Origin of the sequence: Streptomyces sp. IBSBF 3136, from assembly GCF_036815105.1 — a bacterium.
GTDB lineage: Bacteria > Actinomycetota > Actinomycetes > Streptomycetales > Streptomycetaceae > Streptomyces.
Genome location: NZ_JAJSZC010000050.1, coordinates 1 through 21,445, shown reverse-complemented (window position 1 = coordinate 21,445; position 21,445 = coordinate 1). Strand labels below are relative to the sequence as shown.

Genomic DNA, 21,445 nt, shown 5'->3' with positions numbered 1-21,445 from the left:
CCGACCCCCGCCGCCCCCCCCCCCCGCGCCCCCACCCCCCCCCCCCCCCCCCCACCGGGGGGTCGTAAACCAGTCAAGGCGGTGAAACCGCGGGTTCACACGAGTGAACCGTTCCTTCCGCCGGCGGCCCGTCCGGTGCGGCCGCGCAGGGGGTCGGTGGGGGCAGGGATCGCGGGAGGGCAAGGATCAGAGAGGGCAGCTGTAAGAGGGAAGGCGCAGGTAGGTAGAGGCGGTCAGTGGATGATTCCGGTGCGCAGGGCCACGGCGACCATGCCGGCCCGGTCGCCCGTGCCGAGCTTGCGCGCGATGCGGGCGAGGTGGCTCTTGACGGTCAGGGCCGACAGGCCCATCGAGACGCCGATCGCCTTGTTCGACTGGCCTTCCGCGACCAGCCGCAGCACCTCGACCTCGCGGCCTGACAGCTCCCGGTAGCCGCCCGGGTGGCTCGGGGCACCCGGGGGGCGGCGGTGCATCCGGGCGGCTGCGCCGAGGGGAGTGGTACCCGGCCGGGCGGGGAGCCCGATGTTCGTCCGGGTGCCGGTGACGACGTAGCCCTTGACACCGCCCGCGAGGGCGTTGCGCACGGCGCCGATGTCGTCGGCGGCGGAGAGGGCCAGCCCATTGGGCCAGCCCGCGGCGCGGGTCTCGGACAGCAGGGTCAGTCCGGAACCGTCGGGCAGGTGGACGTCGGCGACGCAGATGTCGCGGGGGTTGCCGATGCGGGGACGAGCCTCCGCGATGGACGAGGCCTCGATGACGTCGCGCACACCGAGCGCCCACAGATGGCGGGTGACGGTGGAGCGAACGCGCGGGTCGGCCACGACCACCATGGCGGTGGGCTTGTTCGGGCGGTAGGCGACCAGGCTTGCGGGCTGCTCGAGGAGAACGGACACCAGGCCTCCTGGGGTGGGGGGACGGGGCCGGCTTGTGGGGATGAAGCCGGGACGAACCGTGCTTTGAAGGTCACAGTCGTCTTCGGCAGCAAACCCGTCCTCCTTTAGAGAATGATCACGATCTAGTGAGTAACAATCCGTGCAATTCGGACACGCGATCGATCATCCGAAGATCGAGTCGGTTCGGGCCTTTGTCATTCGAGTTCGGAAAGTGGCCGTATCGACAAAGAGATGGTCAATGTGGCGCCCGGGAGGGTTACCAGGGAACGATCCGGGACCGCGTCACCGGGACTGCGGACCCCTGCGCTGCGGCAGGGTCACCACCGAGGCGTCGCCCGGGCCGGCCGGCGGCAGCCCGCCGACCTGCGCCAGCAGATCGCACCAGGACGCCAGGTGGGCGGCGGTGTCGGGGACCCCGCCCAGGCCCTCGCGGGGGGTCCAGGAGGCGCGGATCTCGATCTGCGAGGCGGGCGGCCGCTCCGACAGACCGCCGAAGTAGTGCGAACTCGCCCGCGTGACCGTGCCGCTCGGCTCGCCGTACGTCAGCCCGCGCGACTGCAGCGCACCGGTCAGCCACGACCAGCACACCTCGGGCAGCAGCGGATCGGCCGCCATCTCCGGCTCCAGCTCCGCGCGCACCAGCGTCACCAGCCGGAAGGTCCCGTGCCAGGCGTCGTGCCCCGCCGGGTCGTGCAGCAGCACCAGCCGGCCGTCGGCCAGATCCTGGTCGTCGTCGACCACGACGGCCTCCAGCGCGTACGCGAACGGCGCCAGCCGCTGCGGCGCGGGCGTCGGCTCCACCTCGATCTGCGGCCGCAGCCGGCAGCCGCGCAGGGCCTCGACCGCGGCACGGAAAGCCGGTGGACCCGAGGTACTGGAGTGGCGGTCCCCCTCCCCGCTGTCCTTCGCGTCGTCCGTTCCGTCAGCGTCGTCCGACCTTCGTCCCTGAGCCGCAGCCATGCGGGAAGGGTAAGGGGAAGCGGTGCCCGGTGCTGAGCTAGACACCCCGCGCCGTTTCCCGCCCTGCCGGGGCTGGGCTGAAAGGAGCGTCCCGGCGTCGTGCGAGACTGGCCCCGTGACCGCGAACGACGCCCCTTCGGGCAAGCAGCCGACAGCGACGTACGACAGCGCCTTCCTCAAGGCGTGCAGGCGCGAGCCCGTGCCGCACACGCCCGTGTGGTTCATGCGCCAGGCCGGCCGTTCGCTCCCGGAGTACCGCAAGGTGCGCGAGGGCGTCCCGATGCTCGAGTCCTGCATGCGGCCCGAACTGGTCACCGAGATCACGCTGCAGCCGGTGCGGCGCCACGACGTGGACGCGGCGATCTACTTCAGCGACATCGTCGTCCCGCTCAAGGCCATCGGCCTCGACCTCGACATCAAGCCCGGCGTCGGCCCGGTCGTCGAGCAGCCGATCCGCACCCGCGCCGACCTCGCCCGGCTGCGCGACCTCACCCCCGAGGACGTCACCTACGTCACCGAGGCCATCGGCATGCTCACCCGCGAGCTGGGCGCCACCCCGCTGATCGGTTTCGCCGGCGCGCCCTTCACCCTGGCGAGCTACCTCGTCGAGGGCGGCCCGTCCCGCACGTACGAGAACGCCAAGGCGATGATGTACGGCGACCCGGAGCTGTGGGCCGACCTGCTGGACCGCCTCGCCGACATCACGGCCGCCTTCCTCAAGGTCCAGATCGAGGCGGGCGCCTCCGCCGTCCAGCTGTTCGACTCCTGGGTCGGCGCGCTGGCCCCGGCCGACTACCGCCGCTCCGTGATGACCGCCTCGGCGAAGGTCTTCGACGCCGTCGCCGGATACGGCGTGCCGCGCATCCACTTCGGCGTCGGCACCGGCGAGCTGCTGAAGCTCATGGGCGAGGCCGGAGCGGACGTCGTCGGCGTCGACTGGCGCATCCCGCTGGACGAGGCGGTGCGCCGCGTCGGCCCCGGCAAGGCGCTCCAGGGCAACCTCGACCCGACCGTCCTGTTCACCGACAAGGACACCGTCGAGGCCCGCGCCCGCGAGGTGCTGGACGCGGCCGCCGGTCTCGAGGGCCACGTGTTCAACCTCGGCCACGGGGTCATGCCCGACACCGACCCCGACGCGCTCACCCGCCTCGTGGACTACGTCCACAGCCACAGCGCCCGCTGAGCGCGCTCGCTCACCACACCTGACGGGGTCGGGCCTGCCTGCCGAACAGCAGGCGGCGCGGTTCCGGCGGGGGCGGGGTGCCGGGCTTGAGCGGCCAGGCCAGCAGCATGCCCGCCACGAAGCCCACCACATGGGCCGCGTAGGCCACCGTTCCGGCGCCGGAGACACCGTGCCCGGAGGAGTACACCGCCTGGAGCCCGAACCAGAAGCCCAGCACCAGCCAGGCGGGCAGCCGCAGCGGCAGGAACACCAGGAACGGGACGAGCACCCAGACCCTGGCCCTCGGATACAGCACCAGATAGGCGCCCAGGACTCCGGCGATCGCCCCGGAGGCGCCGATCAGCGGGTCGCCGGAGCCGTCGTTGAGCAGCGCGAAGCCGTAGCCGGCCGCGTAGCCGCAGACGACGTAGAAGAGGAAGTAGCGGATGTGGCCCATCCGGTCCTCGACGTTGTTGCCGAAGATCAGCAGGAAGAGCATGTTGCCCAGCAGGTGCAGCCAGCCGCCGTGCAGGAACATCGCCGTGAAGACGGACAGCAACGGGTTCTTGTGGTAGCCCGGCGGTGCCACCACGCAGCCCGGGCCGTGCGGCCCGACGCCGACGGCGCCCGTCGGCACCAGCCGGGGCATCTCCTGGTGGATCAGCTCCCTGGGGACGGCCGCGTACCGGTCCATGAAGGCCTGGAGATGGCACAGTTGCGCCAGGTCGCCGCCGCCGGACACGGAACCGGCTATGCCGGGTGTGGTGAGGAAGACGAGGACGTTGACGGCGATCAGCGCGTACGTCACATAGGGCGTGCGGCGCACCGGGTTCACGTCATGGACGGGGATGACCACACAGGAGTACTGCCCCCGATGCGGGGAGTGAATCGGTGAACGCGTCCGGTCAGGTGTGCGTATTTCCTGTCAACCGACGTGAGGATCAGGCGATGAGCGAACGAGTTACTCCTCCTATGCATGCCCTGCCCGACGGCGAGGCGGAGATCTCCCTGGTGGTACGGCTCCCCTGGGAGGACGTCGCCCGGCTCGGCCAGGAGGCGGGCCGGCTGGCCGCCCAGATGCAGCGGCCCGTGACCCTGGACGAGGCCGTGAGCCACCGGCTGCGCTCCGCCCGGCCCGGCGCCGCGTCGCACGCCAGGCCGGCCGGGGAGCAGCCCGCCGCCGTCGCCTCCAGCGGCTCCGTGGCCTCCCTGCCGCGGCTCAGCGGCACCGCCTGACCGGCACCCGCGGGCGGGAGCCCGGCCGGACCCGTGGCGGCCGGCCGGCCCGCCGGCGCCCCGCTACCGCGACCCCGCGCGCACCTTCGCCGTCGCCTTGCGCGCCGCCACCAGCACCGGGTCCCACACGGGCGAGAAGGGCGGGGCGTAGCCCAGGTCGAGCGCCGTCATCTGTTCCACCGACATGCCCGCCGTGAGGGCCACCGCGGCGATGTCGACCCGCTTGCCCGCCCCCTCTCTGCCGACGATCTGCACGCCCAGCAGACGCCCGGTGCGGCGCTCGGCGAGCATCTTGACCGTCATGGGGGAGGCGCCCGGGTAGTAGCCGGCGCGGCTGGTCGACTCGATGGTGACGGTCTCGTACCGCAGGCCCACGCGGTGCGCGTCCTTCTCGCGCAGACCGGTGCGGGCGATCTCCAGGTCGCACACCTTGCTCACCGCCGTGCCGACCACCCCCGGGAAGGTGGCGTAACCGCCGCCCACGTTGGTGCCGACGACCTGCCCGTGCTTGTTGGCGTGGGTGCCCAGCGGCACGTACTGCTCCTGGCCCGAGACCAGGTTCAGCACTTCGACGCAGTCGCCGCCCGCCCACACGTTCTCCTGCCCGCGCACCCGCATCGCGAGGTCGGTGAGCAGCCCGCCGTGGGCGCCGAGGGGCAGGCCCGCCGCCCGCGCGAGCCCGGTCGCCGGGCGCACCCCGATACCGAGGACGACGACGTCCGCGGGGTACTCGGCGTCCTCCGTGGCCACCGCGCGGACCCGGCCGTCGCCGCCGGTGAGCAACCCGGTGACCTCGGTGTCGTTCACCATGGTGATGCCCAGGCCCTCCATGGCCCGGTGCACCAGGCGGCCCATGTCCGGGTCGAGGGTCGACATGGGCTCCCTGCCGCGGTTGACCATCGTCACCTCGAAGCCGCGTTTGATCAGCGCCTCCGCCATCTCGACCCCGATGTAACCCGCCCCGACCACCACCGCCCGGCGGCCGCGCGTGTCGGCCAGCGTGTCGAGCAGCGCCTGCCCGTCGTCCAGGGTCTGCACGCCGTGCACCCCGGGGGCGTCCACCCCCGGCATGTCGGGACGGACCGGGGCGGCGCCGGTGGCGATGACGAGCTTGTCGTACGACGTCCAGGACTCCTCCCCGGAATCGACGTCACGCGCGCGTACCCGGCTGCCCGCCAGGTCGATCTCCGTGACCTCCGTCCGCATCCTGAGGCCGATGTCCCGCGCGCGGTGCTCGTCGGGCGTGCGGGCCACCAGGTGGTCCCGCTCGGGCACGTCACCGCCGACCCAGTACGGGATGCCGCACGCCGAGTAGGAGGTGAAGTGCCCGCGCTCGAACGCCACGATCTCCAGCTCGTCCGGCCCCCGCATCCGGCGCGCCTGCGACGCCGCGGACATGCCCGCCGCGTCGCCTCCGATCACGACCAGCCGTTCCCTGCCGCCCCGCCCACCATGGATGCTCATGCGAACACGCTACGGGCCGGGGCCCGTTCAGTCCCGGCCGGGCTCGCCGGGGGAGTCCGGCACGGGACGTGCGGTCGGCAGCGGGCCGGGGGCCGTCGCCGCGGACGCGGGCTCCGGGCGGCGCGGCAGCCGCGGGCGCACGACCCGCAGCCACACCACGGCCAGGAGCGCGGCGAGCGCGCCGAACGGCAGGGCCGCGCCCAGCGCCAGGGCGATCCAGCGCAGCAGCGTGACGAGGACGTGCCAGCCGCCCGACAGCGCGTCCGCGAAACCCGGCGCCCCGTCCCGGGCGGCCTTCTTCACCGGGGTCCCGGCCAGCGACAGGGTGATCGTCGCCAGGGCGGTGCGGTCCTTCAGGGACGCCTGCCGGGCGAGCAGCGCCTCCAGGTCCGCCTGTCGGCTGCTCAGCTCCCCTTCCAGGGTGACGACGTCGCTCAGCTTGTCCGCGCGGTCCATCAGCGTCCGGATGCGGGCCACGCTCGCCCGCTGCGACCTGATCCGGCTGTCCACGTCCACGACCTGGTCGGTGACGTCCACCGCCTTCGCCGTCCGTTCGACGAGCCTGCCGGAGCCCTGGAGGGCGGTGAGGACCTCGTCGTAGCGCGCGGTCGGCACCCGGAGCACCACCCGGGTCCGCTCGCGACCCCCGGAGTCCCGGGTGGTGCGCTCCTGGCCGACGTAGCCGCCCGCGCCCTCGGCGGTCGTACGGGCCTCGTCCAGTGCCCGGGGCACGTCCTTGACCTCGACGGTCAGGGAGGCGGTGCGGATGACGGCGCTCGGGACGGACCTCGGCGCCCGGGCGGGCCCGGCCTCGCCCGCGCGGCCGTCCCCGGCCTCGCCCGCGCGGCCGTCCCCGGCGGCGCCCGCCCGGCGTCCGGCGCCGTCCGCGGCGGACTTCGCGGCGCCGTCCGCGGCGGACTTCGCCGAGTCGCCGCCCGTGTCGTCCGCGCCGCCGCACCCGGCGAGCGCCAGAGAGGCGGCGAGCAGGACCCCGGCGAGGGCCCGCACGGTGCTTGCGGGACGGGTGGTGCGTGGTGGTGTGCGCATGGGCGGTGCCCCCCTGTGGCGGTGACCGATGACGCTCCTTCGACGCCGGGGCGGCCGGCGACGTTCGGCCGGCACCGGTCCCGATGCGGTCACGGTCCGGACCCGGCGCGGACACCGGGCCCCGGCGGTGGTGCCGGTGGGGTCTGAGAGAGTGGGGGCATGAGCGCGAGGGGTACGAGCAGCGGGCATGTCGTCGTGGTCGGAGCGGGTGTGGCCGGGCTGGCGGCCGCTCACCGGCTGCTCGGGAACGGCGCGCGAGTGACCGTGCTGGAGGCGTCCGGGCGGGTCGGCGGCAAGCTGCTGCCGGGCGAGATCGCGGGCGTACGGGTGGACCTGGGCGCCGAGTCGATGCTCGCCCGCCGCCCCGAGGCCGTGACCCTCGCCCGCGAGGTGGGCCTCGGCGCACGGCTCCGGCCGCCGGCCACGGCGAGTGCCTCGATCTGGACCCGCGGCGCCCTGCGCCCGATGCCCAAGGGCCATGTGATGGGCGTGCCCGGCACCGCCGCCGCCCTGGCCGGCGTCCTGTCCGACGAGGGCCTGGCCCGGATCGAGCGCGACGCCGACCTGCCCCGCACCGAGGTCGGCGACGACGTGGCGGTCGGCGCGTACGTGGCGGCGCGGCTCGGCCGCGAGGTCGTCGACCGCCTGGTGGAACCCCTGCTCGGCGGCGTCTACGCGGGCGACGCGTACCGCATCTCGCTGCGCTCCGCCGTCCCCCAGCTCTACCAGGCCGCGCGCACGCACGACTCGCTCACCGAGGCGGTCCGCGAGATCCAGGCCCGCACCACCGCGGGCGGCCCGACCGGCCCGGTGTTCATGGGTATCGAGGGTGGCGTGGGCAGCCTGCCGCTCGCGGTGGCCGAGTCGGTCCGGGCCCGGGGCGGCGAGATCGTCACCGGGGCGCCGGTGACGGAGCTGCGCCGCGCGGGCGGCGGCACCTGGCGCGTCGTCGCCCGGGACCGTGTGCTGCACGCGGACGCCGTGATCGTCGCCGTGCCCGCCCCGGCCGCCGCCGCGCTGCTGCGCGCCGAGGCACCCGCCGCCGCGGCCGAGCTCGCCGCCGTGGAGTACGCCTCCATGGCCCTGGTCACCCTCGCCTACCGCCGCGCGGAGACCTCCCTGCCCGAGGGCAGCGGCTTCCTCGTGCCGCCCGTCGACGGGCACACCATCAAGGCGTCGACCTTCGCCTCGCGCAAGTGGGGCTGGATCGCCGACGAGGATCCCGGCCTGCTCGTCCTGCGCACCTCGGTCGGCCGGTACGGCGAGACCGAGATCCTCCGCCGCGACGACGCCGACCTGGTGGAGCTCTCCCGCCACGACCTGCGCGAGGCCACCGGCCTGGACGCCGAGCCCGTCGCGACCCGCGTCACCCGCTGGACCGACGGCCTGCCCCAGTACCCGGTCGGCCACCACGCGCGCGTGGCGCGCATCCGCGCGCACGTCGCCGCTCTGCCGGGCCTCGCCCTGTGCGGCGCGCAGTTCGACGGCGTCGGCATCCCCGCCTGTATCGCCAGTGCCTACGCGGCGGTCGACCAGATCCACGGGGACCCGAGGGCCGTGCGGGAGCTCACCGCCCACCCGGTGCAGAGTCTGCACGGCGGAGCGGGAGAATAGGGGACATGAGTGACGACGCCCCCACCACCGAGTCCGGCAGGATCCCGAACAAGGGCAAGCTGGCCAAGGACCTCAACGAGGTCATCCGCTACACGCTGTGGTCCGTCTTCAAGCTGAAGGACGTGCTGCCCGAGGACCGCGCGGGCTACGCGGACGAGGTCCAGGAGCTGTTCGACCAGCTCGCCGCCAAGGACGTGACGATCCGCGGGACCTACGACGTGTCCGGTCTGCGCGCCGACGCCGACCTCATGATCTGGTGGCACGCGGAGACCGCCGACCAGCTCCAGGAGGCGTACAACCTCTTCCGCCGCACCCGGCTCGGCCGCGCGCTGGAGCCGGTGTGGTCGAACATGGCGCTGCACCGCCCCGCCGAGTTCAACCGCTCGCACATCCCGGCGTTCCTCGCCGACGAGACGCCCCGCAACTACGTGAGCGTCTACCCCTTCGTGCGCTCCTACGACTGGTACCTGCTGCCCGACGAGGACCGCCGCCGCATGCTCGCCGACCACGGCAAGATGGCCCGCGGCTACCCGGACGTGCGCGCCAACACGGTCGCCTCGTTCTCGCTCGGCGACTACGAGTGGGTCCTGGCCTTCGAGGCCGACGAGCTGTACCGCATCGTCGACCTCATGCGCCACCTGCGCGGCTCCGAGGCCCGCCGGCACGTCCGCGAGGAGATCCCGTTCTACACCGGCCGCCGCAAGTCGGTCGCCGACCTGGTCGCCGGCCTGGCCTAGGGCCTGTTGCGAAGGTGGCCTCGTCGCCCGGACGGCAGAGGACCACTTTCGCCCCAGGCCGTAGGCGGACCGGCCCTCAGGACTTGCCCTTCAGGGAGTCCCGTGAGGGCTGTGCGGTGGGGTGGCCGGCCGGGGCCTCGGGCCTCGGCTCCGGGTGCGGTGCGCAGGCCGCGCGCCGCCCCGGGACACGGCCCTCCAGCAGATAGGCCTCCATGTGGGCGTTGACGCACGCGTTGGGGCCGCCCCCGAGCCCGTGCGCGCCCGCGTCCCGCTCGGTCACCAGCACCGAGCCGGCAAGGCGCCGGTTCATCTCCAGCGCGCCCGCGTACGGCGTGGCCGCGTCCCGCTCGGCCGCCAGGATCAGCACCGGGGGCAGCTCGCCGGGCCCGGTCCGCACGTCGAGCGGCCGCTGCCGGGGGGCGGGCCAGTAGGCGCACGGCAGGTTCATCCAGGCGTTGTCCCAGGTCTCGAAGGGCGCCACGCGCGCCAGCCGGGTGTTGTCGCGGTCCCACACCTTCCAGTCCGTGGGCCAGGCCGCGTCGTTGCACTCGACGGCCGTGTAGACCGCGCTGCCGTTCTCGGCCGCCGCGGCCGTCCCGGGGCCCGGCACGGCCAGCCGGACCAGCGGGTTCACGTCACCCTTCAGATAGGCCGACAGCGCGGCGGCCCGGCTCGGCCAGTAATCGTCGTAGTACCCGGCGGTGAGGAACACGCCCTGCAACTGGCCCGGCCCGACCTTCCCGCCCGCCGCCTTGCGGGCCAGCCGGGCGCGCGCGGTGTCGTAACTGCCCTGCACCCGCGCGGCGGTACGGCCGAGCCGGTACACGTCGTCGTGCCGGGCGATCCACTCACGGAAGTCGGCCCAGCGGTCCTCGAACGCGGCCGACTGGTCGAGGTTGTCGCGGTACCAGACCTTCACCGGGTCCGGGTCCACCGCCGAGTCCAGCACCATCCGCCGTACGTGCGAGGGGAACAGCGTCGCAAAGAGCGCGCCGAAGTAGGTGCCGTACGAGGCCCCGACGAAGGTCAGCCGCTCCTCGCCCAGCGCGGCCCGCAGGACGTCCAGGTCGCGGGCGTTGTTGAGCGAGTTGTAGAACCGCAGCCCGGCGCCCGAGCGGCGGGCGCAGCCGCGCGCGTACGCCCTGGCCTCGGCGACGCGCTGCCGCTTGTACTCCTCCGAGGGGTGCGTCGGCGACTGGGTGGGGGCCCGGTAGTACCGCTCGGGCTCCACGCAGGACAGCGGCGCCGAGTGCTCCACACCGCGCGGCGCGTAGCCGATCAGGTCGTAGGCGGCGGCGATCCGCTGCCACCCGGGCAGCGTGCCGATCAGCGGGAAGGCCATGCCGGAGGCGCCGGGGCCGCCCGGGTTGTAGACGAGGGCGCCCTGCCGCGGCACCTTCCGCTTGCTGTTGTGCGGGTCCTTGTGGGTGGCCGGGATCCGGCTGACGGTCAGTCTGATCTGCCTGCCGTCGGGGTGGGCGTAGTCCAGGGGCACGCTCACCGTGCCGCAGCGCAGGGTGTCGGGCGCGCCCAGGTCGGCGGGGCACGCGCCGAAGTCGACGCCCGCGGCGCGGGCCCGGGCGGCGGCCACCGCGGCCCCGCGCGGCTCGGCGGCGCCCGGCAGCGCGGGGCTGCCGCCCGCCGGGGCCGCGGCCAGGGTGGTCACCAGCAAGGACCCGGCGGCCGTGTAAAGGGCGGCAGCTCTCATCGCGTATCCCTTCGGTGCGCGGCGGCGATGGCACTGCTGCCACGGCCCGGCGGTCACACAAGGGATGTTTCGTTCGGCGCGGGGTGAAGGCAAGCACCGCCCGGCGGGTGTCGCCGTCAATGCCCCCTGTGCGCGGGCTTCCGCGCGCCCGGGCGCGGCCTCACGGCCGCCAGGGCTGGTCGCGGTGGGTGAAGGCGGCGCGCAGCTCCGGCTCGCCGATCGCGCGTATGCCGCGCACGGCGACGGAGGTGAGGAAGGACCGTTCGTCGCCGGCCCGGTGCGGCCGCCGGGGCAGCGCCCCGAGCAGCCGCTGCCCGGCGGGCGAGGCCCAGCGCGAGTACGGGTGCGCCTCGACCCGGGCGATGGCCAGGCAGCTGAGGGTCAGGACCAGGGGCAGCGCGAACCACAGGGCGAGCAGCGGGCGCGGCATCCCGCTCTGACCGGGCATCAGCAGCGCGGTCAGGCCGAGCGCGAGCACGGCCAGGGCGGCGGCGCGGACCTGCCGGATGCCGGACGCCACGGTCGTGCCCACGCCGTCGGGCACCGCGAGCCCCGCCCGCACCAGCTTGTCGGCGAGCCCGCGTACCGCGTCGGCGCCGGCCGCGGCGGCCCGGACCGGAGCGATCCGCGACTGCCCCTCGGGGCCGATCGCCCCTATGACGGACCGCTCCATCTCGTCGTGGCCGCGCGGGTCCACGACCGTGGCCCAGCCGGTGTGCGCGAGCAGCAGCCGCCGCTGCCGGGCCATCGACACCATGGTCACGTCGGCGACCCGCACCGGGCCGCCGGACAGGAACGCCGCCTCGTACAGGGTGAGTTCGTGTCCGCGTCCCGCGGAGTGGCCGTCCGTGCCGACGGCCGCGGCGCGAACGGCGGCCAGGCACAGCCGGGTACACGCGGCACCGGCGAACGCCCAGGCCAGGAGCAGCAGAAGGACCCAGAACATGACGTGTTTTCTATGTCAGCCCGCACGAAAACGCCATGCCCTGTTCACTATCCGGACCGAGCGTCGCCCTGCTGTGACGTTCCGCTCGGGTCGCAGGTCAGGACGGCGAGGGCGCCACCGGGACAGCGGAGCCGGGGTCGACGACCGGGGGCGTGGGCACCGCGGACGGCGGCGCGGCGAGCTCCCGGGCCAGGGCGGAGAAGTCGACGTACCCGGTGGCCTCCAGCACCTTGATGTGGTCGAGCACGGTCGCGTTCGCGTCGTCGGCCAGGTCGCGGACGAGCGAGTTCTGGGTGCCGGCGCGGACCTGGGCGACCAGCGAGAACACCCGGCCGTGCGCGAGGCGCAGGATGTCCGCGAACTGCCGGTCGAACTCCTGGCCCTTCGCGGCGCGCAGCGTGGCGAGCCACTGCCGCTGCTGGTCGTTGGGCTGGTTCGGCAGGGGTATGCCGAGCTGCGAGGCGACGGTGCGGTCGTGCGCGTCGAGGGTGGTGTGCCCGTTGACCAGGTGCTGACCGGCGTCCCGTACGGCCTGGGTGCTCCCCCTGCTCTCCGCGAGTTCGCCGGCGGGCAGCTCCCACAGGCCGGCCAGTCTGACCTTGGTGACGAAGTCCCGGTCCTGCGCGGACAGCGGGCCGTACGGGGTCGTCACGGTCGAGTCGCTCAGGACGTTCGCGCCGGCCGCGTCCGGCCGGTCGGTGTACGACCAGAGGGGAAAGAGCAGCGCCGCGGCGGTCGCCGCGAGGGCCGCGATGATGAGCCCGGTTCCGCTGAGTATGCCTCGGCCCTTGATGGGGGGTCGCGGTCGCATGGTGCCTCCTGCTCCGCACGCCGGGGGTGCTGACGGGTGCGGGCTAGGCATAGTACTTGGGGTTCCCGGCGCTACCCGGAACGGCACCGGCCGGTCACGGCCGGCCGAGGGGCGGGCGGTGTCCCCGGCGCGGGGCCGCTCAGCCCCGCCGCAGCAGCACCCGCGCCCGCGCCCCCAGCCCACGGGGCCGGGGGGCCGGTCCCGCGCGGTCCCGCCACCACCGGCGCAGCTCCCGCCGGGCGCGCGCGTCCGCGGGCCTGCCGACCTTCAGCAGGTGCTCCGCGAAGTCCAGCGCGTCGCGCCGGTACCCGCCGGTCATCGGCCGCACCCGCGCGTACGCGAGGAACGCCTCCCGGTAGCCCTCCTCGAGGATCACCGGCAGCTCGGGCGCCACCTTCGCCACCACGCCCGCCCGCTTCGCCGCGAGCGCCCGCGCCTGCACCCCGAGCCGCACCCGGTCGAACCCTTCCGGCACCGGCGTCCCGGCCACCAGCGCGGACAGCACGGCCGTCTGGCCGACCCCGAGCCGCTGCCGGGCCCCCACCGGGGCCAGCACCGCGACGGCACCGGCTTCGGTCCCGGCCGTGGCCCCGGCGGCGGCAGCCGCCCCCGTGGCGCGCGTCGTCGTACGTCCCGCAGGGGAGGAGGGCCCGGCGGAGGACGAGGGTGCGGCCCGCTCGGCCAGGGGGTCCCGCCGGCCGGCGGCCACGGCCCCCCGGATCGCCTCCAGCTCCCGCTCCAGCTCGGCCGGGCCGGGGAAGTCGTCGTCGCGTTCCAGCAGGACGCCGGGGGGCGTCACCCGGGCCGCCAGGTCGGTCAGGATGTCCAGGACCTGGCGCGGCACCGGGTGCGCGTGGCTGTCGTGCCAGACGCCGTCGCGTTCGATGCCGCCCGCCACATGGACGTAGGCGAGCGCGTCCAGGGGCAGCGCGGCGAGCGCCTCGGCCGGGTCCTCGCCCCGGTTGACGTGGTTGGTGTGCAGGTTGGCCACGTCGATGAGCAGCCGTACGCCGGTCCGCTCGACGAGTTCGGCGAGGAACTGCCCCTCGGTCAGCTCCTCGTCCGGCCAGGAGAACAGGGCGGCGATGTTCTCCAGGGCCAGCGGCACCGGCAGCGCCTCCTGCGCGATCCGCACGTTCTCGCAGAGCACGTCGAGCGCGTCCCGGGTGCGGGGCACGGGCAGCAGGTGGCCCGCCTCCAGGTGCGGGGATGCGGTGAGCGCGCCGCCCGCCCGTACGAACGCGATGTGTTCGGTGACCAGCGGGGCGCCGAGCGCCTCCGCGCGCTCGGCGAGCGCCGTCAGCCGGTTCTCGTCGGGCCGGTCCGCGCCGCCGAGGCCCAGCGCGACGCCGTGCGGGATCACGGTCACGCCGCGCTCCCGCAACCGCACCAGCGAGTCCGGGAGGTGCCCGGGGCAGATGTTCTCCGCGACCACCTCGACCCAGTCGATGCCCGGCATCCGTTCCACGGCGTCCGCGATCTCCGGCCGCCAGCCGATCCCCGTGCCCAGTCGCCGCATGACTCCGCCCCCCTCGGTCGAATGACGGGGGTATGGCCCCGGCGGACGGCACCGAATCCTCACGGGCCCGCCTTCAGAGCAACATTTGAGGTTGCGGCGCCCTACCGCAGCGCGGGGTGGTCGGCGACCACGGTGCAGGAGCCCGGCGCGATCTCCGTGAAGCCGGCGTCCCGGACCACGGGCAGCCCGCTGCCGGTCAGCCGGGCCCAGTCGGACGGGTCGGCGGTCCGCACGGCCAGCGGGAAGCCCGCCTCGCGCCAGGCGGTGCGCTGCCCGCCGGACAGCGCCCACCAGGCGAGCTGGGCGCCGTGGCCCGCCTGGGCCATCGCCTTGCCGGCCGACATGTCCAGCTCCGGGTTCAGCCACAGCACGGGCTCCCCGGGGCCGGCCCCGGCGGGCGGCTCGGGGTCCTCCAGTTCCGTGCCGGACACCTGGAGCTTCGCCAGGTCCTTGGGCCAGCCGTCCAGCGGAACGGGCGGGAAGACCCGCACCTCGGCCGACTTCCCGGTCACCGTGATCCCGGGCAGCGCCTCGGCCCGCCGCCACTCGGCTCCTCTGGCCCGCCGCACCACCTTGCGGATCCGGGCGTCCTCCCAGTCCCGCACGGCGCCGGCCCACTCGCCGTCCGCGACGGCCCGCTCGTCGCCGAGCAGCAGGAGCACGGCCCGGGCGGCCGTCTCCAGTGCGTCGGTGCGGGACGGCGGGGCGCTCCGCTCGATCCGTACCACGAGGGGCAGCACGTACTGCGGCGCCTCGTCACGGGGGTGGCGCTCGGTCTGGAAGGGGCTGTCGCCCGGGGACGCGGGAACTCGGCTCACGGGAGCCAACCCTAAGGGGCCCGGCGCGCACCGCCCCGGCCGCCCCGGGCGGGCCCGGGTCACCCCGAGCAGGCGGTGCGCTGCGCCTCCTGCCACTCGCACACCGGGCACAGCGTGATGCCCCTGTACGACTCCGGATACTCCGTAGGCTCCTGGCACAGCACGCACGCGGCGTACGGCGGGCCGTCGGCCTTCGGGGGCCGGGTCGCGTCGGCGATCGTGCAGTAGGTGGTGTCGGCCGTCCTGTCGTCGTGATCGCTCATGCCCTCAGGGTAGGACGGTGGGGGTCACCGGTGGCCGTTCGTCTCGCCGATCAGCTCGGAGACCTTCACGAAGCGGTAGCCCCGCTTGCGCAGTTCCGGGACGACCGCGCGGACCACCCGCTCGGTCGTCGGGGCGGCGCTGCGGGTGCAGTGCATGACGACCAGCGAGCCGGGCTTGACGCCGTCCAGCACCTGCCGGGCGACCGCGGCGGCGTCCGTGGCGAAGGCGTCGCCGCTCACGACGTCCCACTGCACCGCGGTGACGCCGACCCCGCTGAGCGCGCGCAGCGCCTGGCGGTCGTAGCAGCCGCCGGGGAAGCGGAAGTACGGCAGCGGGTGCGGCACGCCCGCCTTGCGCAGGGAGGCGTAGGCCCGTTCGACGTCCCGGCGCATGCCGTCGGCGCCGACGGTCGGCAGGCCGTAGCAGTCGTTGGTGAACGCGTAGTGGCTGTAGGAGTGGTTGGCGACCTCGAACTGCGGGTCGTGGCCGAGGGAGCGGGCCTGGGCCGGGTACTGGTCGGCCCAGCGGCCGGTCATGAAGACCGTGGCCGGCACCTTCAGGGTGCGCAGGGTGCCGATGAGGTCCGGGTTGTCGAAGTGCTCGCCCGAGGCGGCCCGGGGGCCCTGGTCGGCGGTCATGTCGGCGTCGAAGGTCAGCGCGACGGTCTTGCCGCGGTCGCGGGGACCGTGCTCGAAGACCGGTGTCAGACCGTCCGGGCCCGGTGTGAGCACCGGGGGGTGCGAGGCGGACGGGGAGGCGGAGGCGGCGGGCTCGGCGTGGGCGGGCCGCGCGGTGCCGGAGGTGCCCGCGGTACCGCAGGCGGCGAGGGCCGCGCCGAGGGCGCAGACGGCGGTGACACGGCGTACATGGCGGAGACGGCGTACTGGTGCAATCACCCTACGAAAGTAGGACTTAATTACTGGTTATCGGTCGATATGGCCCGTGGCGCGGCGTCACCGTCACCCGCGCGGCGGCTCCTCCTCGAGGTCGTGCTGCTCCAGCGGGCGCACCGCCGGACCCTGGAGCACGCCGCCGTCGACGTCGAAGCGCGACCCGTGGCAGGGGCACTCCCAGGCGCGCTCCGCCTGGTTGAAGGCGACCAGGCAGCCGAGGTGGGTGCAGCGGGCCGAGACCGCGTGCAGGACGCCCTCCTCGTCGCGGTGGACGGCGAGCCGCTCGCCCCCGGCACGGACCACCGCACCGTCACCGGGCGCCAGATCCGCCACCGAGGCCGGCGGGCGCAGCCGGTCGCCGACGAAGTGCCGGGCCACCTCCGCCTGGGTCTTCAGCAGGGACGTCGCCTCCCGCAGCACCGACTTCACCCGGCGCGGGTCGTACAGCTCCTGCCAGGGGCTGTCCCGGCCGGTGATCAGGTCGGTCAGCAGCAGCCCCGCCATGATGCCGCCGCTCAGGCCCCAGCCGCCGAAGCCGGTGGCCACCCAGGTGTGCCGGGCGCCCGGGTGGAACGGGCCGACCATCGGCACGGTGTCGGTCGACTCGTTGTCCTGTGTGGCCCACGCGTACGTGGGCTCCATCCCGGGGAAGTGCTTTCCGGCCCAGGCGGTGAGCCGGTCGAAGCCCGCGCGGGGGTCGCCGGTGCCCGGTGTGAAGTGCTCGCCGGTCACCACCAGCAGCCGCTGCCCGTCCTCCCCGTACGGCGCGGTGCGCACCGAGCGGGTGTTCTCCTCCGGCGTGATGTACATGCCCCCGGGGTCGGGGCCGTCGCCGAGCGGTCCGGCGACCACCAGTTCCCGGCGCGGCGAGAGGCGGGAGAACAGCAGCGCGCGGTCGAAGACCGGGTAGTGGGTGGCGATCACGACGTCCCGCGCGGTCACCGTGTGTCCCGCCTCGGTGGTCAGCCGGCAGGGCTCGCCGCCCTCCGCGAGACCGACGACCCGCGTGTGCTCGTACACCTGCCCGCCGAGGGCGAGCAGGTTCTCGGTGACGGCCCGCAGGTACTTGAGCGGGTGGAACTGCGCCTGCCCGCTCACCCGTACCGCCCCCGCCACCGGGAAGGGCAGCCCGGTCTCGGTCGTGAACGCGGCCGGCAGCCCCGCGTCCCGCGCCGCCTCGGCCTCCGCCCGCACCTCGTCCACCCGCTCCGGGTCCCGTACGTAGGTGTAGGCGTTCCGGGTCTCCCACTCGCAGTCGATGCCCAGCTCGTCCACCAGCGCGGCCGCGTGCTCGATCGCCCCGGACTGGGAGCGGGCGTACAGCCGCGCGCCCTCGGGGCCCCGGGTGCGGCGCAGCCGGTCGTAGATCAGGGTGTGCAGCGCGGTCAGCTTCGCGGTCGTGTACCCGGTGACGCCGGCCGCCGCCCGCCCGGCCTCCAGCACGGCCACCCGCTGCCCCGCCCGGGCCAGCTCGTGGGCGGTGCTCAGCCCGGCCATGCCGGCGCCGACGACGGCCACGTCCACGTCGAGGTCGCCCGTCAGGGCCGGGTGGTCCGGTCCCGGGGCGGTGCGCAGCCAGTACGAATCGGTGACCTGCCGGAACTCACGCATGCGCGCCGGGTACCCCGCCCGGGCCGCGTCACGTCTCCCGCAGCAGCCGCTCCCGGCACGCGGCCACGTCGAAGTCGCCCTTCGGGTAGCGCGGGTCCAGGGCGTCCAGGTGCTCGAGCAGGAGGCGGCCGACCGCCCAGTCGCGGTACCACTTGCGGTCCGCCGGGATCAGGTACCAGGGCGCGTGCGGGGCCGAGCAGTGCTCCATGGCGGTCTCGTACGCCTCCCGGTAGGCGGGCCACAGCGCGCGGTCGTCGATGTCGCCGGGGGCGAACTTCCAGCGCTTGTCGGGCCGGTCCAGGCGGCGCAGCAGGCGACGGCCCTGCTCGCCGTAGGACAGGTGCAGGAAGCACTTGACCAGGGTCACCCCGTCCTCGGCGAGCGACCGCTCGAAGTCGTTGATCCGGCCGTAGCGGCTGCCGATCTCGGCGGGCACCGCTAGGTGCCTCACCCGGGCGGCCAGGACGTCCTCGTAGTGCGAGCGGTCGAAGATGCCGACCTCGCCGGGCCCGGGCAGCGCGCGCCGCACCCGCCACAGGAAGTCGTGCTCCCGCTCCCGGGCGGTGGGCGCCTTGAACGCCTGGATGCGGCAGCCGGCCGGGTCGAGCTGCCCGATGACGTGCTTGACCGTGCCGCCCTTGCCGCTGGTGTCCATGCCCTGCAGCACCAGCAGGACCCGCCGCCGGTCGCCGGCCGTGCCCGCCGCCCACAGGCGCTCCTGGAGCCGGGCCAGGCGCTTGCCGGTGCGTGCGCCGTCCGCGAGCGCGGCCTCTTTGCCGCCGGGGGCGCCCGGGGTGGCCCGTGCGTCGTACGACGCCAGGTCGACGCGCTCGCCGGGCGGAACCCGCAGGATGTCCCGGAGGCCTCCGGCACCCTCCTTCACGGCACCCTTCTTCGAGGCACTCTTCTTCGAGGCACTCTTCTTCGTCATGGCACGCACGCCCCTTCCCGTCGGCTCCCTGGGGGGCGCGTCGCCCGAACCGGGCGCGTCAAACCACCGCGGGGGCCGACGCAAGACCGCAACGGCCTGGGCGGGCACCGGTGACCGCACGGACGCCGGCGACCGTACCCACGCTGGACGTACGGACGCCGGCGAACCGTGGTGGGTGATGTGTGGGCAGGCCCGACCGGGCGGCCCGGGCGGACCGGGCGGCCCGGTCGGCCGATGGGGCCGCGGCCGGTCCGCCGCCGGTTCCCGCACGCCGCCGACGGCCGTCGCGGCCACGGCCGTCACCGTGGCCGCGGCGGCCGTCCGGCTCGTGCGGATGCCCGGCACGCTAGCCGGGAGGCGCCTCCGCGTCGGTGAGCGGCGCGGGCTGCCGCGCGCCTCTCTCCAGGAAGTGCAGCAGCTCCACCGGGATGGGCAGCACCAGGGTGGAGTTCTTCTCCGCGGACACCGCCATCACCGTCTGCAGCAGCCGCAGTTGCAGCGCGGCGGGAGTGCCGGCCATCTGCTGCGCGGCCTCGGCGAGCTTCTTGGACGCCTGCAGCTCCGCGTCGGCGTTGATGATCCGGGCCCGGCGCTCCCGGTCGGCCTCGGCCTGCCGGGCCATCGACCGCTTCATCGCGTCCGGCAGGGACACGTCCTTGATCTCCACCCGGTCGACCTGGACGCCCCAGCCCACGGCCGGACTGTCGATCATCAGCTCCAGGCCCTGGTTGAGCTTCTCCCGGTTGGAGAGCAGGTCGTCCAGGTCGCTCTTGCCGATGATCGACCGCAGCGAGGTCTGCGCCATCTGGGAGACCGCGAACTTGTAGTCCTCGACCTTCACCAGCGCGCTCGCCGCGTCGACGACCCGGAAGTAGACGACCGCGTCCACGCGCACGGTGACGTTGTCCCGGGTGATGCCCTCCTGGGCGGGGATCGGCATCGTCACGATCTGCATGTTGATCTTGTGCAGCCGGTCCACGAACGGGATCACCAGCGTCAGGCCCGGCTGCCGCACCTCGCTCGCGACCCGTCCGAGCCGGAACAGCACGCCCTGCTCGTACTGCTTGACCACCCGCGCCGCCATCGCGAGGTACACGAGGCCGACGCAGACGACCGCCACGACCGCTCCCACCACATCCTGGAGCATGATGACCTCCTCACACAGAGGCCTGCTTTGTCTGTCGCTGTAACGATATGCCGGGCTTGGGGTGGAAGCCATGGCCGGGCCCCGGGACGGCAGGCCGGGAGGCGGCCGTCCGGCCCGGCCCCGTTCCTGCCGCCTTCGGCGACGGAGCGCGGCCGGGGCGCGGCCGGTCAGGGGACCGCGGTGCTCGCCGGGGCGTGGCGCGGTGCCGGTGCGGTCACCTGGACCGGGTCGGTGCCCGGCGTGCTGTGGCGTGCCGCCCAGCTCTCCAGGGCCGTGCGGCAGGCGTGGTCCAGGTGGTGGAGCCCGGACAGGTCGAGCCGGACCGGGCGGTCCTGGGGCAGTGACTCCAGGCTGTCGAGGATCCTCGGCAGCCGCAGGAAGGTCGCGTTGCCCGACAGCCGGGCCTCGACGGGGCCCGCTCCCTTGTCGAGCACCTCCAGTCGCAGGTGAGACGCATCCCAGGCCGTCTTGACGACCGCGAGGGCCAGCCCGATCAGCACCCCCTCGAACATGCTGACCGCGACGATGGACAGGGCGGTGACCGCCAGGACGAGCGCCTCCCCCCGCTGCTCCCGCCACAGCACGGCCAGCGCCCGGACCGGCACCAGTTTGGCGCCCGAGTGGATGAGGATGCCCGCGAGGGCCGGGACCGGGATGAGGGCGAGGACGTCCGGCAGCAGGGCGGCGAAGAGGAGCAGCCACACCCCGTGCAGCACCCGGGAGGTCTTGGTGCGGGCGCCCGCCTGGACGTTGGCCGCGCTGCGCACGATCACCGCGGTCATCGGCAGCGCGCCGAGCAGCCCGCAGAGCGTGTTGCCCGCGCCCTGGGCGACGAGCTCCTGGTCGTACCGGGTGCGCGGCCCGTCGTGCAGCCGGTCCACCGCCGCCGCGCTGAACAGCGACTCCGCGGACGCGATCAGCGTGAACGCGACGATCGTGCCGAGCAGCCCGACGCCCGCGAGGCCGCCGAAGGCGCTCAGCGGGGGCGGCTGGACCGAGTCCAGCAGCCCCCGCACCTCGACGGTGGCCACCGGCAGCCCGAGCACCGCCACGGCCGCCGTGGCGAGGCCGACGGCGGCCAGCGGACCGGGCACGGTGCGCACCTTCGCCGGTGCGAGCCGCCACAGCAGCAGCACCGCGACGGTGCCCGCGCCCAGGGCGAGCGAGGACAGCGCCGCGCCGTCGCCGAGGGCGCCCAGCAGCGCCCCCGGCAGCCCGGCCAGCTTGCCGAGACCCGAGCCGGGGGCCTTGGCCGCCAGGGCCGGATACAGCTGGCCGGCTATCAGGACCAGTCCGATTCCGGCCAGCATGCCCTCGACGACCGAGACCGAGATGGCCCGGAAGTACCGGCCCAGCCGCAGCGCGCCCATGAGGATCTGGAGCAGCCCGCAGGACAGGACGATTACGCCGAGCGACGGCAGCCCGAACTCCTGGACCGCCTCGAGGACGAGGACGGTCAGCCCGGCGGCGGGACCGGACACCTGGAGGCTGCTGCCGCGCATCAGCCCGGTGACGATGCCGCCCACGATGCCGGTGACCAGGCCGAGTTCGGCCGGCACCCCCGAGGCGACGGCCACGCCCACGCACAGCGGGAGCGCGACCAGGAAGACGACGAGGGAGGCGGCGAAGTCCCGCCGCAGATGCGGGAGACGGGATATGAGACCGGGGGGCGCGGGGGGAGTGG

At 74.6% G+C, this 21,445-nt stretch carries 20 protein-coding genes; 4 read left to right on the top strand and 16 right to left on the bottom strand.

From position 1 onward, the window contains the following. Nucleotides 1–233 precede the first annotated feature (233 nt). Complete coding sequence (locus V7E45_RS13845) at nt 234–893, bottom strand: response regulator transcription factor (RefSeq protein WP_333774432.1); 660 nt, start codon at nt 891–893, stop codon at nt 234–236. Nucleotides 894–1,175: 282 nt separating this feature from the next. Next, nucleotides 1,176–1,853 carry a DUF3000 domain-containing protein gene (locus V7E45_RS13840; RefSeq protein WP_333774431.1) on the bottom strand — a complete coding sequence of 226 codons (678 nt, stop codon included), beginning with the start codon at nt 1,851–1,853 and terminating at the stop codon, nt 1,176–1,178. 115 nt (nt 1,854–1,968) lie between these two features. Between V7E45_RS13840 and hemE the strand changes: the two genes are divergently transcribed. Next, on the top strand, nt 1,969–3,036 hold the full coding sequence (hemE, locus tag V7E45_RS13835) for a uroporphyrinogen decarboxylase (RefSeq protein ID WP_333774430.1): 1,068 nt from the start codon (nt 1,969–1,971) through the stop codon (nt 3,034–3,036). A 10-nt stretch (nt 3,037–3,046) separates the two neighbouring features. Here the strand turns inward: hemE and V7E45_RS13830 are convergent, their stop codons facing one another. Further along, on the bottom strand, nt 3,047–3,871 hold the full coding sequence (locus V7E45_RS13830) for a rhomboid family intramembrane serine protease (protein WP_333774429.1): 825 nt from the start codon (nt 3,869–3,871) through the stop codon (nt 3,047–3,049). A 92-nt stretch (nt 3,872–3,963) separates the two neighbouring features. Here V7E45_RS13830 and V7E45_RS13825 point away from each other — a divergent pair, with 92 nt between their 5' ends. After that, nucleotides 3,964–4,251: a hypothetical protein gene (locus tag V7E45_RS13825; protein WP_333774428.1), complete on the top strand. Its 288-nt coding sequence runs from the start codon at nt 3,964–3,966 to the stop codon at nt 4,249–4,251. Nucleotides 4,252–4,314: 63 nt separating this feature from the next. Here the strand turns inward: V7E45_RS13825 and V7E45_RS13820 are convergent, their stop codons facing one another. After that, nucleotides 4,315–5,715: an FAD-dependent oxidoreductase gene (locus V7E45_RS13820; protein ID WP_333774427.1), complete on the bottom strand. Its 1,401-nt coding sequence runs from the start codon at nt 5,713–5,715 to the stop codon at nt 4,315–4,317. Between the two features lie 27 nt (nt 5,716–5,742). Next, nucleotides 5,743–6,762: a DUF4349 domain-containing protein gene (locus V7E45_RS13815; RefSeq protein WP_333774426.1), complete on the bottom strand. Its 1,020-nt coding sequence runs from the start codon at nt 6,760–6,762 to the stop codon at nt 5,743–5,745. A gap of 159 nt (nt 6,763–6,921) precedes the next feature. Here V7E45_RS13815 and hemG point away from each other — a divergent pair, with 159 nt between their 5' ends. Continuing rightward, nucleotides 6,922–8,376 carry a protoporphyrinogen oxidase gene (hemG, locus tag V7E45_RS13810; RefSeq protein ID WP_333774425.1) on the top strand — a complete coding sequence of 485 codons (1,455 nt, stop codon included), beginning with the start codon at nt 6,922–6,924 and terminating at the stop codon, nt 8,374–8,376. A gap of 5 nt (nt 8,377–8,381) precedes the next feature. Then, on the top strand, nt 8,382–9,113 hold the full coding sequence (gene hemQ / locus V7E45_RS13805) for a hydrogen peroxide-dependent heme synthase (protein ID WP_333774424.1): 732 nt from the start codon (nt 8,382–8,384) through the stop codon (nt 9,111–9,113). 76 nt (nt 9,114–9,189) lie between these two features. Here the strand turns inward: hemQ and V7E45_RS13800 are convergent, their stop codons facing one another. The 11 genes from V7E45_RS13800 to V7E45_RS13750 all read right to left on the bottom strand — a co-directional run bounded on the left by V7E45_RS13800 (nt 9,190) and on the right by V7E45_RS13750 (nt 21,419). Continuing rightward, nucleotides 9,190–10,821, bottom strand: a complete 1,632-nt coding sequence (locus tag V7E45_RS13800; RefSeq protein WP_333774423.1) for an alpha/beta hydrolase — start codon at nt 10,819–10,821, stop codon at nt 9,190–9,192. Between the two features lie 160 nt (nt 10,822–10,981). Then, nucleotides 10,982–11,767 (bottom strand): TIGR04222 domain-containing membrane protein, encoded by a 786-nt coding sequence (locus V7E45_RS13795; RefSeq protein WP_333774422.1) that lies wholly within the window; start codon nt 11,765–11,767, stop codon nt 10,982–10,984. A gap of 97 nt (nt 11,768–11,864) precedes the next feature. Continuing rightward, complete coding sequence (locus V7E45_RS13790) at nt 11,865–12,578, bottom strand: DUF4142 domain-containing protein (protein WP_333774421.1); 714 nt, start codon at nt 12,576–12,578, stop codon at nt 11,865–11,867. Nucleotides 12,579–12,717: 139 nt separating this feature from the next. Further along, on the bottom strand, nt 12,718–14,097 hold the full coding sequence (locus tag V7E45_RS13785) for a DUF692 domain-containing protein (protein ID WP_333774420.1): 1,380 nt from the start codon (nt 14,095–14,097) through the stop codon (nt 12,718–12,720). Between the two features lie 101 nt (nt 14,098–14,198). Next, nucleotides 14,199–14,915, bottom strand: coding sequence for a peptidyl-tRNA hydrolase (locus tag V7E45_RS13780; RefSeq protein ID WP_333774419.1), 717 nt, complete (start codon nt 14,913–14,915; stop codon nt 14,199–14,201). A 59-nt stretch (nt 14,916–14,974) separates the two neighbouring features. Next, nucleotides 14,975–15,178: a hypothetical protein gene (locus V7E45_RS13775; RefSeq protein ID WP_333774418.1), complete on the bottom strand. Its 204-nt coding sequence runs from the start codon at nt 15,176–15,178 to the stop codon at nt 14,975–14,977. 24 nt (nt 15,179–15,202) lie between these two features. Continuing rightward, entirely contained in the window at nt 15,203–16,075 is an 873-nt protein-coding gene (locus V7E45_RS13770; RefSeq protein WP_333774417.1) for a polysaccharide deacetylase family protein, read from the bottom strand. Between the two features lie 63 nt (nt 16,076–16,138). After that, nucleotides 16,139–17,683 carry an FAD-dependent oxidoreductase gene (locus tag V7E45_RS13765; RefSeq protein WP_333774416.1) on the bottom strand — a complete coding sequence of 515 codons (1,545 nt, stop codon included), beginning with the start codon at nt 17,681–17,683 and terminating at the stop codon, nt 16,139–16,141. A 28-nt stretch (nt 17,684–17,711) separates the two neighbouring features. Next, nucleotides 17,712–18,614, bottom strand: a complete 903-nt coding sequence (locus V7E45_RS13760; RefSeq protein ID WP_333774415.1) for a PPK2 family polyphosphate kinase — start codon at nt 18,612–18,614, stop codon at nt 17,712–17,714. A gap of 346 nt (nt 18,615–18,960) precedes the next feature. Further along, nucleotides 18,961–19,761 carry a slipin family protein gene (locus V7E45_RS13755; protein ID WP_333774414.1) on the bottom strand — a complete coding sequence of 267 codons (801 nt, stop codon included), beginning with the start codon at nt 19,759–19,761 and terminating at the stop codon, nt 18,961–18,963. Between the two features lie 167 nt (nt 19,762–19,928). Further along, nucleotides 19,929–21,419: a SulP family inorganic anion transporter gene (locus V7E45_RS13750; RefSeq protein WP_333774444.1), complete on the bottom strand. Its 1,491-nt coding sequence runs from the start codon at nt 21,417–21,419 to the stop codon at nt 19,929–19,931. Nucleotides 21,420–21,445: the final 26 nt, after the last annotated feature.

Coding starts and splice junctions, on each gene's coding strand:
- V7E45_RS13840 (WP_333774431.1), bottom strand. CDS start 1,853: ATGGCTGCGGCTCAGGGACGAAGGTCGGACGACGCTGACGGAACGGAC.
- V7E45_RS13825 (WP_333774428.1), top strand. CDS start 3,964: ATGAGCGAACGAGTTACTCCTCCTATGCATGCCCTGCCCGACGGCGAG.
- V7E45_RS13820 (WP_333774427.1), bottom strand. CDS start 5,715: ATGAGCATCCATGGTGGGCGGGGCGGCAGGGAACGGCTGGTCGTGATC.
- V7E45_RS13815 (WP_333774426.1), bottom strand. CDS start 6,762: ATGCGCACACCACCACGCACCACCCGTCCCGCAAGCACCGTGCGGGCC.
- hemG (WP_333774425.1), top strand. CDS start 6,922: ATGAGCGCGAGGGGTACGAGCAGCGGGCATGTCGTCGTGGTCGGAGCG.
- hemQ (WP_333774424.1), top strand. CDS start 8,382: ATGAGTGACGACGCCCCCACCACCGAGTCCGGCAGGATCCCGAACAAG.
- V7E45_RS13800 (WP_333774423.1), bottom strand. CDS start 10,821: ATGAGAGCTGCCGCCCTTTACACGGCCGCCGGGTCCTTGCTGGTGACC.
- V7E45_RS13795 (WP_333774422.1), bottom strand. CDS start 11,767: ATGTTCTGGGTCCTTCTGCTGCTCCTGGCCTGGGCGTTCGCCGGTGCC.
- V7E45_RS13790 (WP_333774421.1), bottom strand. CDS start 12,578: ATGCGACCGCGACCCCCCATCAAGGGCCGAGGCATACTCAGCGGAACC.
- V7E45_RS13785 (WP_333774420.1), bottom strand. CDS start 14,097: ATGCGGCGACTGGGCACGGGGATCGGCTGGCGGCCGGAGATCGCGGAC.
- V7E45_RS13775 (WP_333774418.1), bottom strand. CDS start 15,178: ATGAGCGATCACGACGACAGGACGGCCGACACCACCTACTGCACGATC.
- V7E45_RS13765 (WP_333774416.1), bottom strand. CDS start 17,683: ATGCGTGAGTTCCGGCAGGTCACCGATTCGTACTGGCTGCGCACCGCC.
- V7E45_RS13760 (WP_333774415.1), bottom strand. CDS start 18,614: ATGACGAAGAAGAGTGCCTCGAAGAAGAGTGCCTCGAAGAAGGGTGCC.
- V7E45_RS13755 (WP_333774414.1), bottom strand. CDS start 19,761: ATGCTCCAGGATGTGGTGGGAGCGGTCGTGGCGGTCGTCTGCGTCGGC.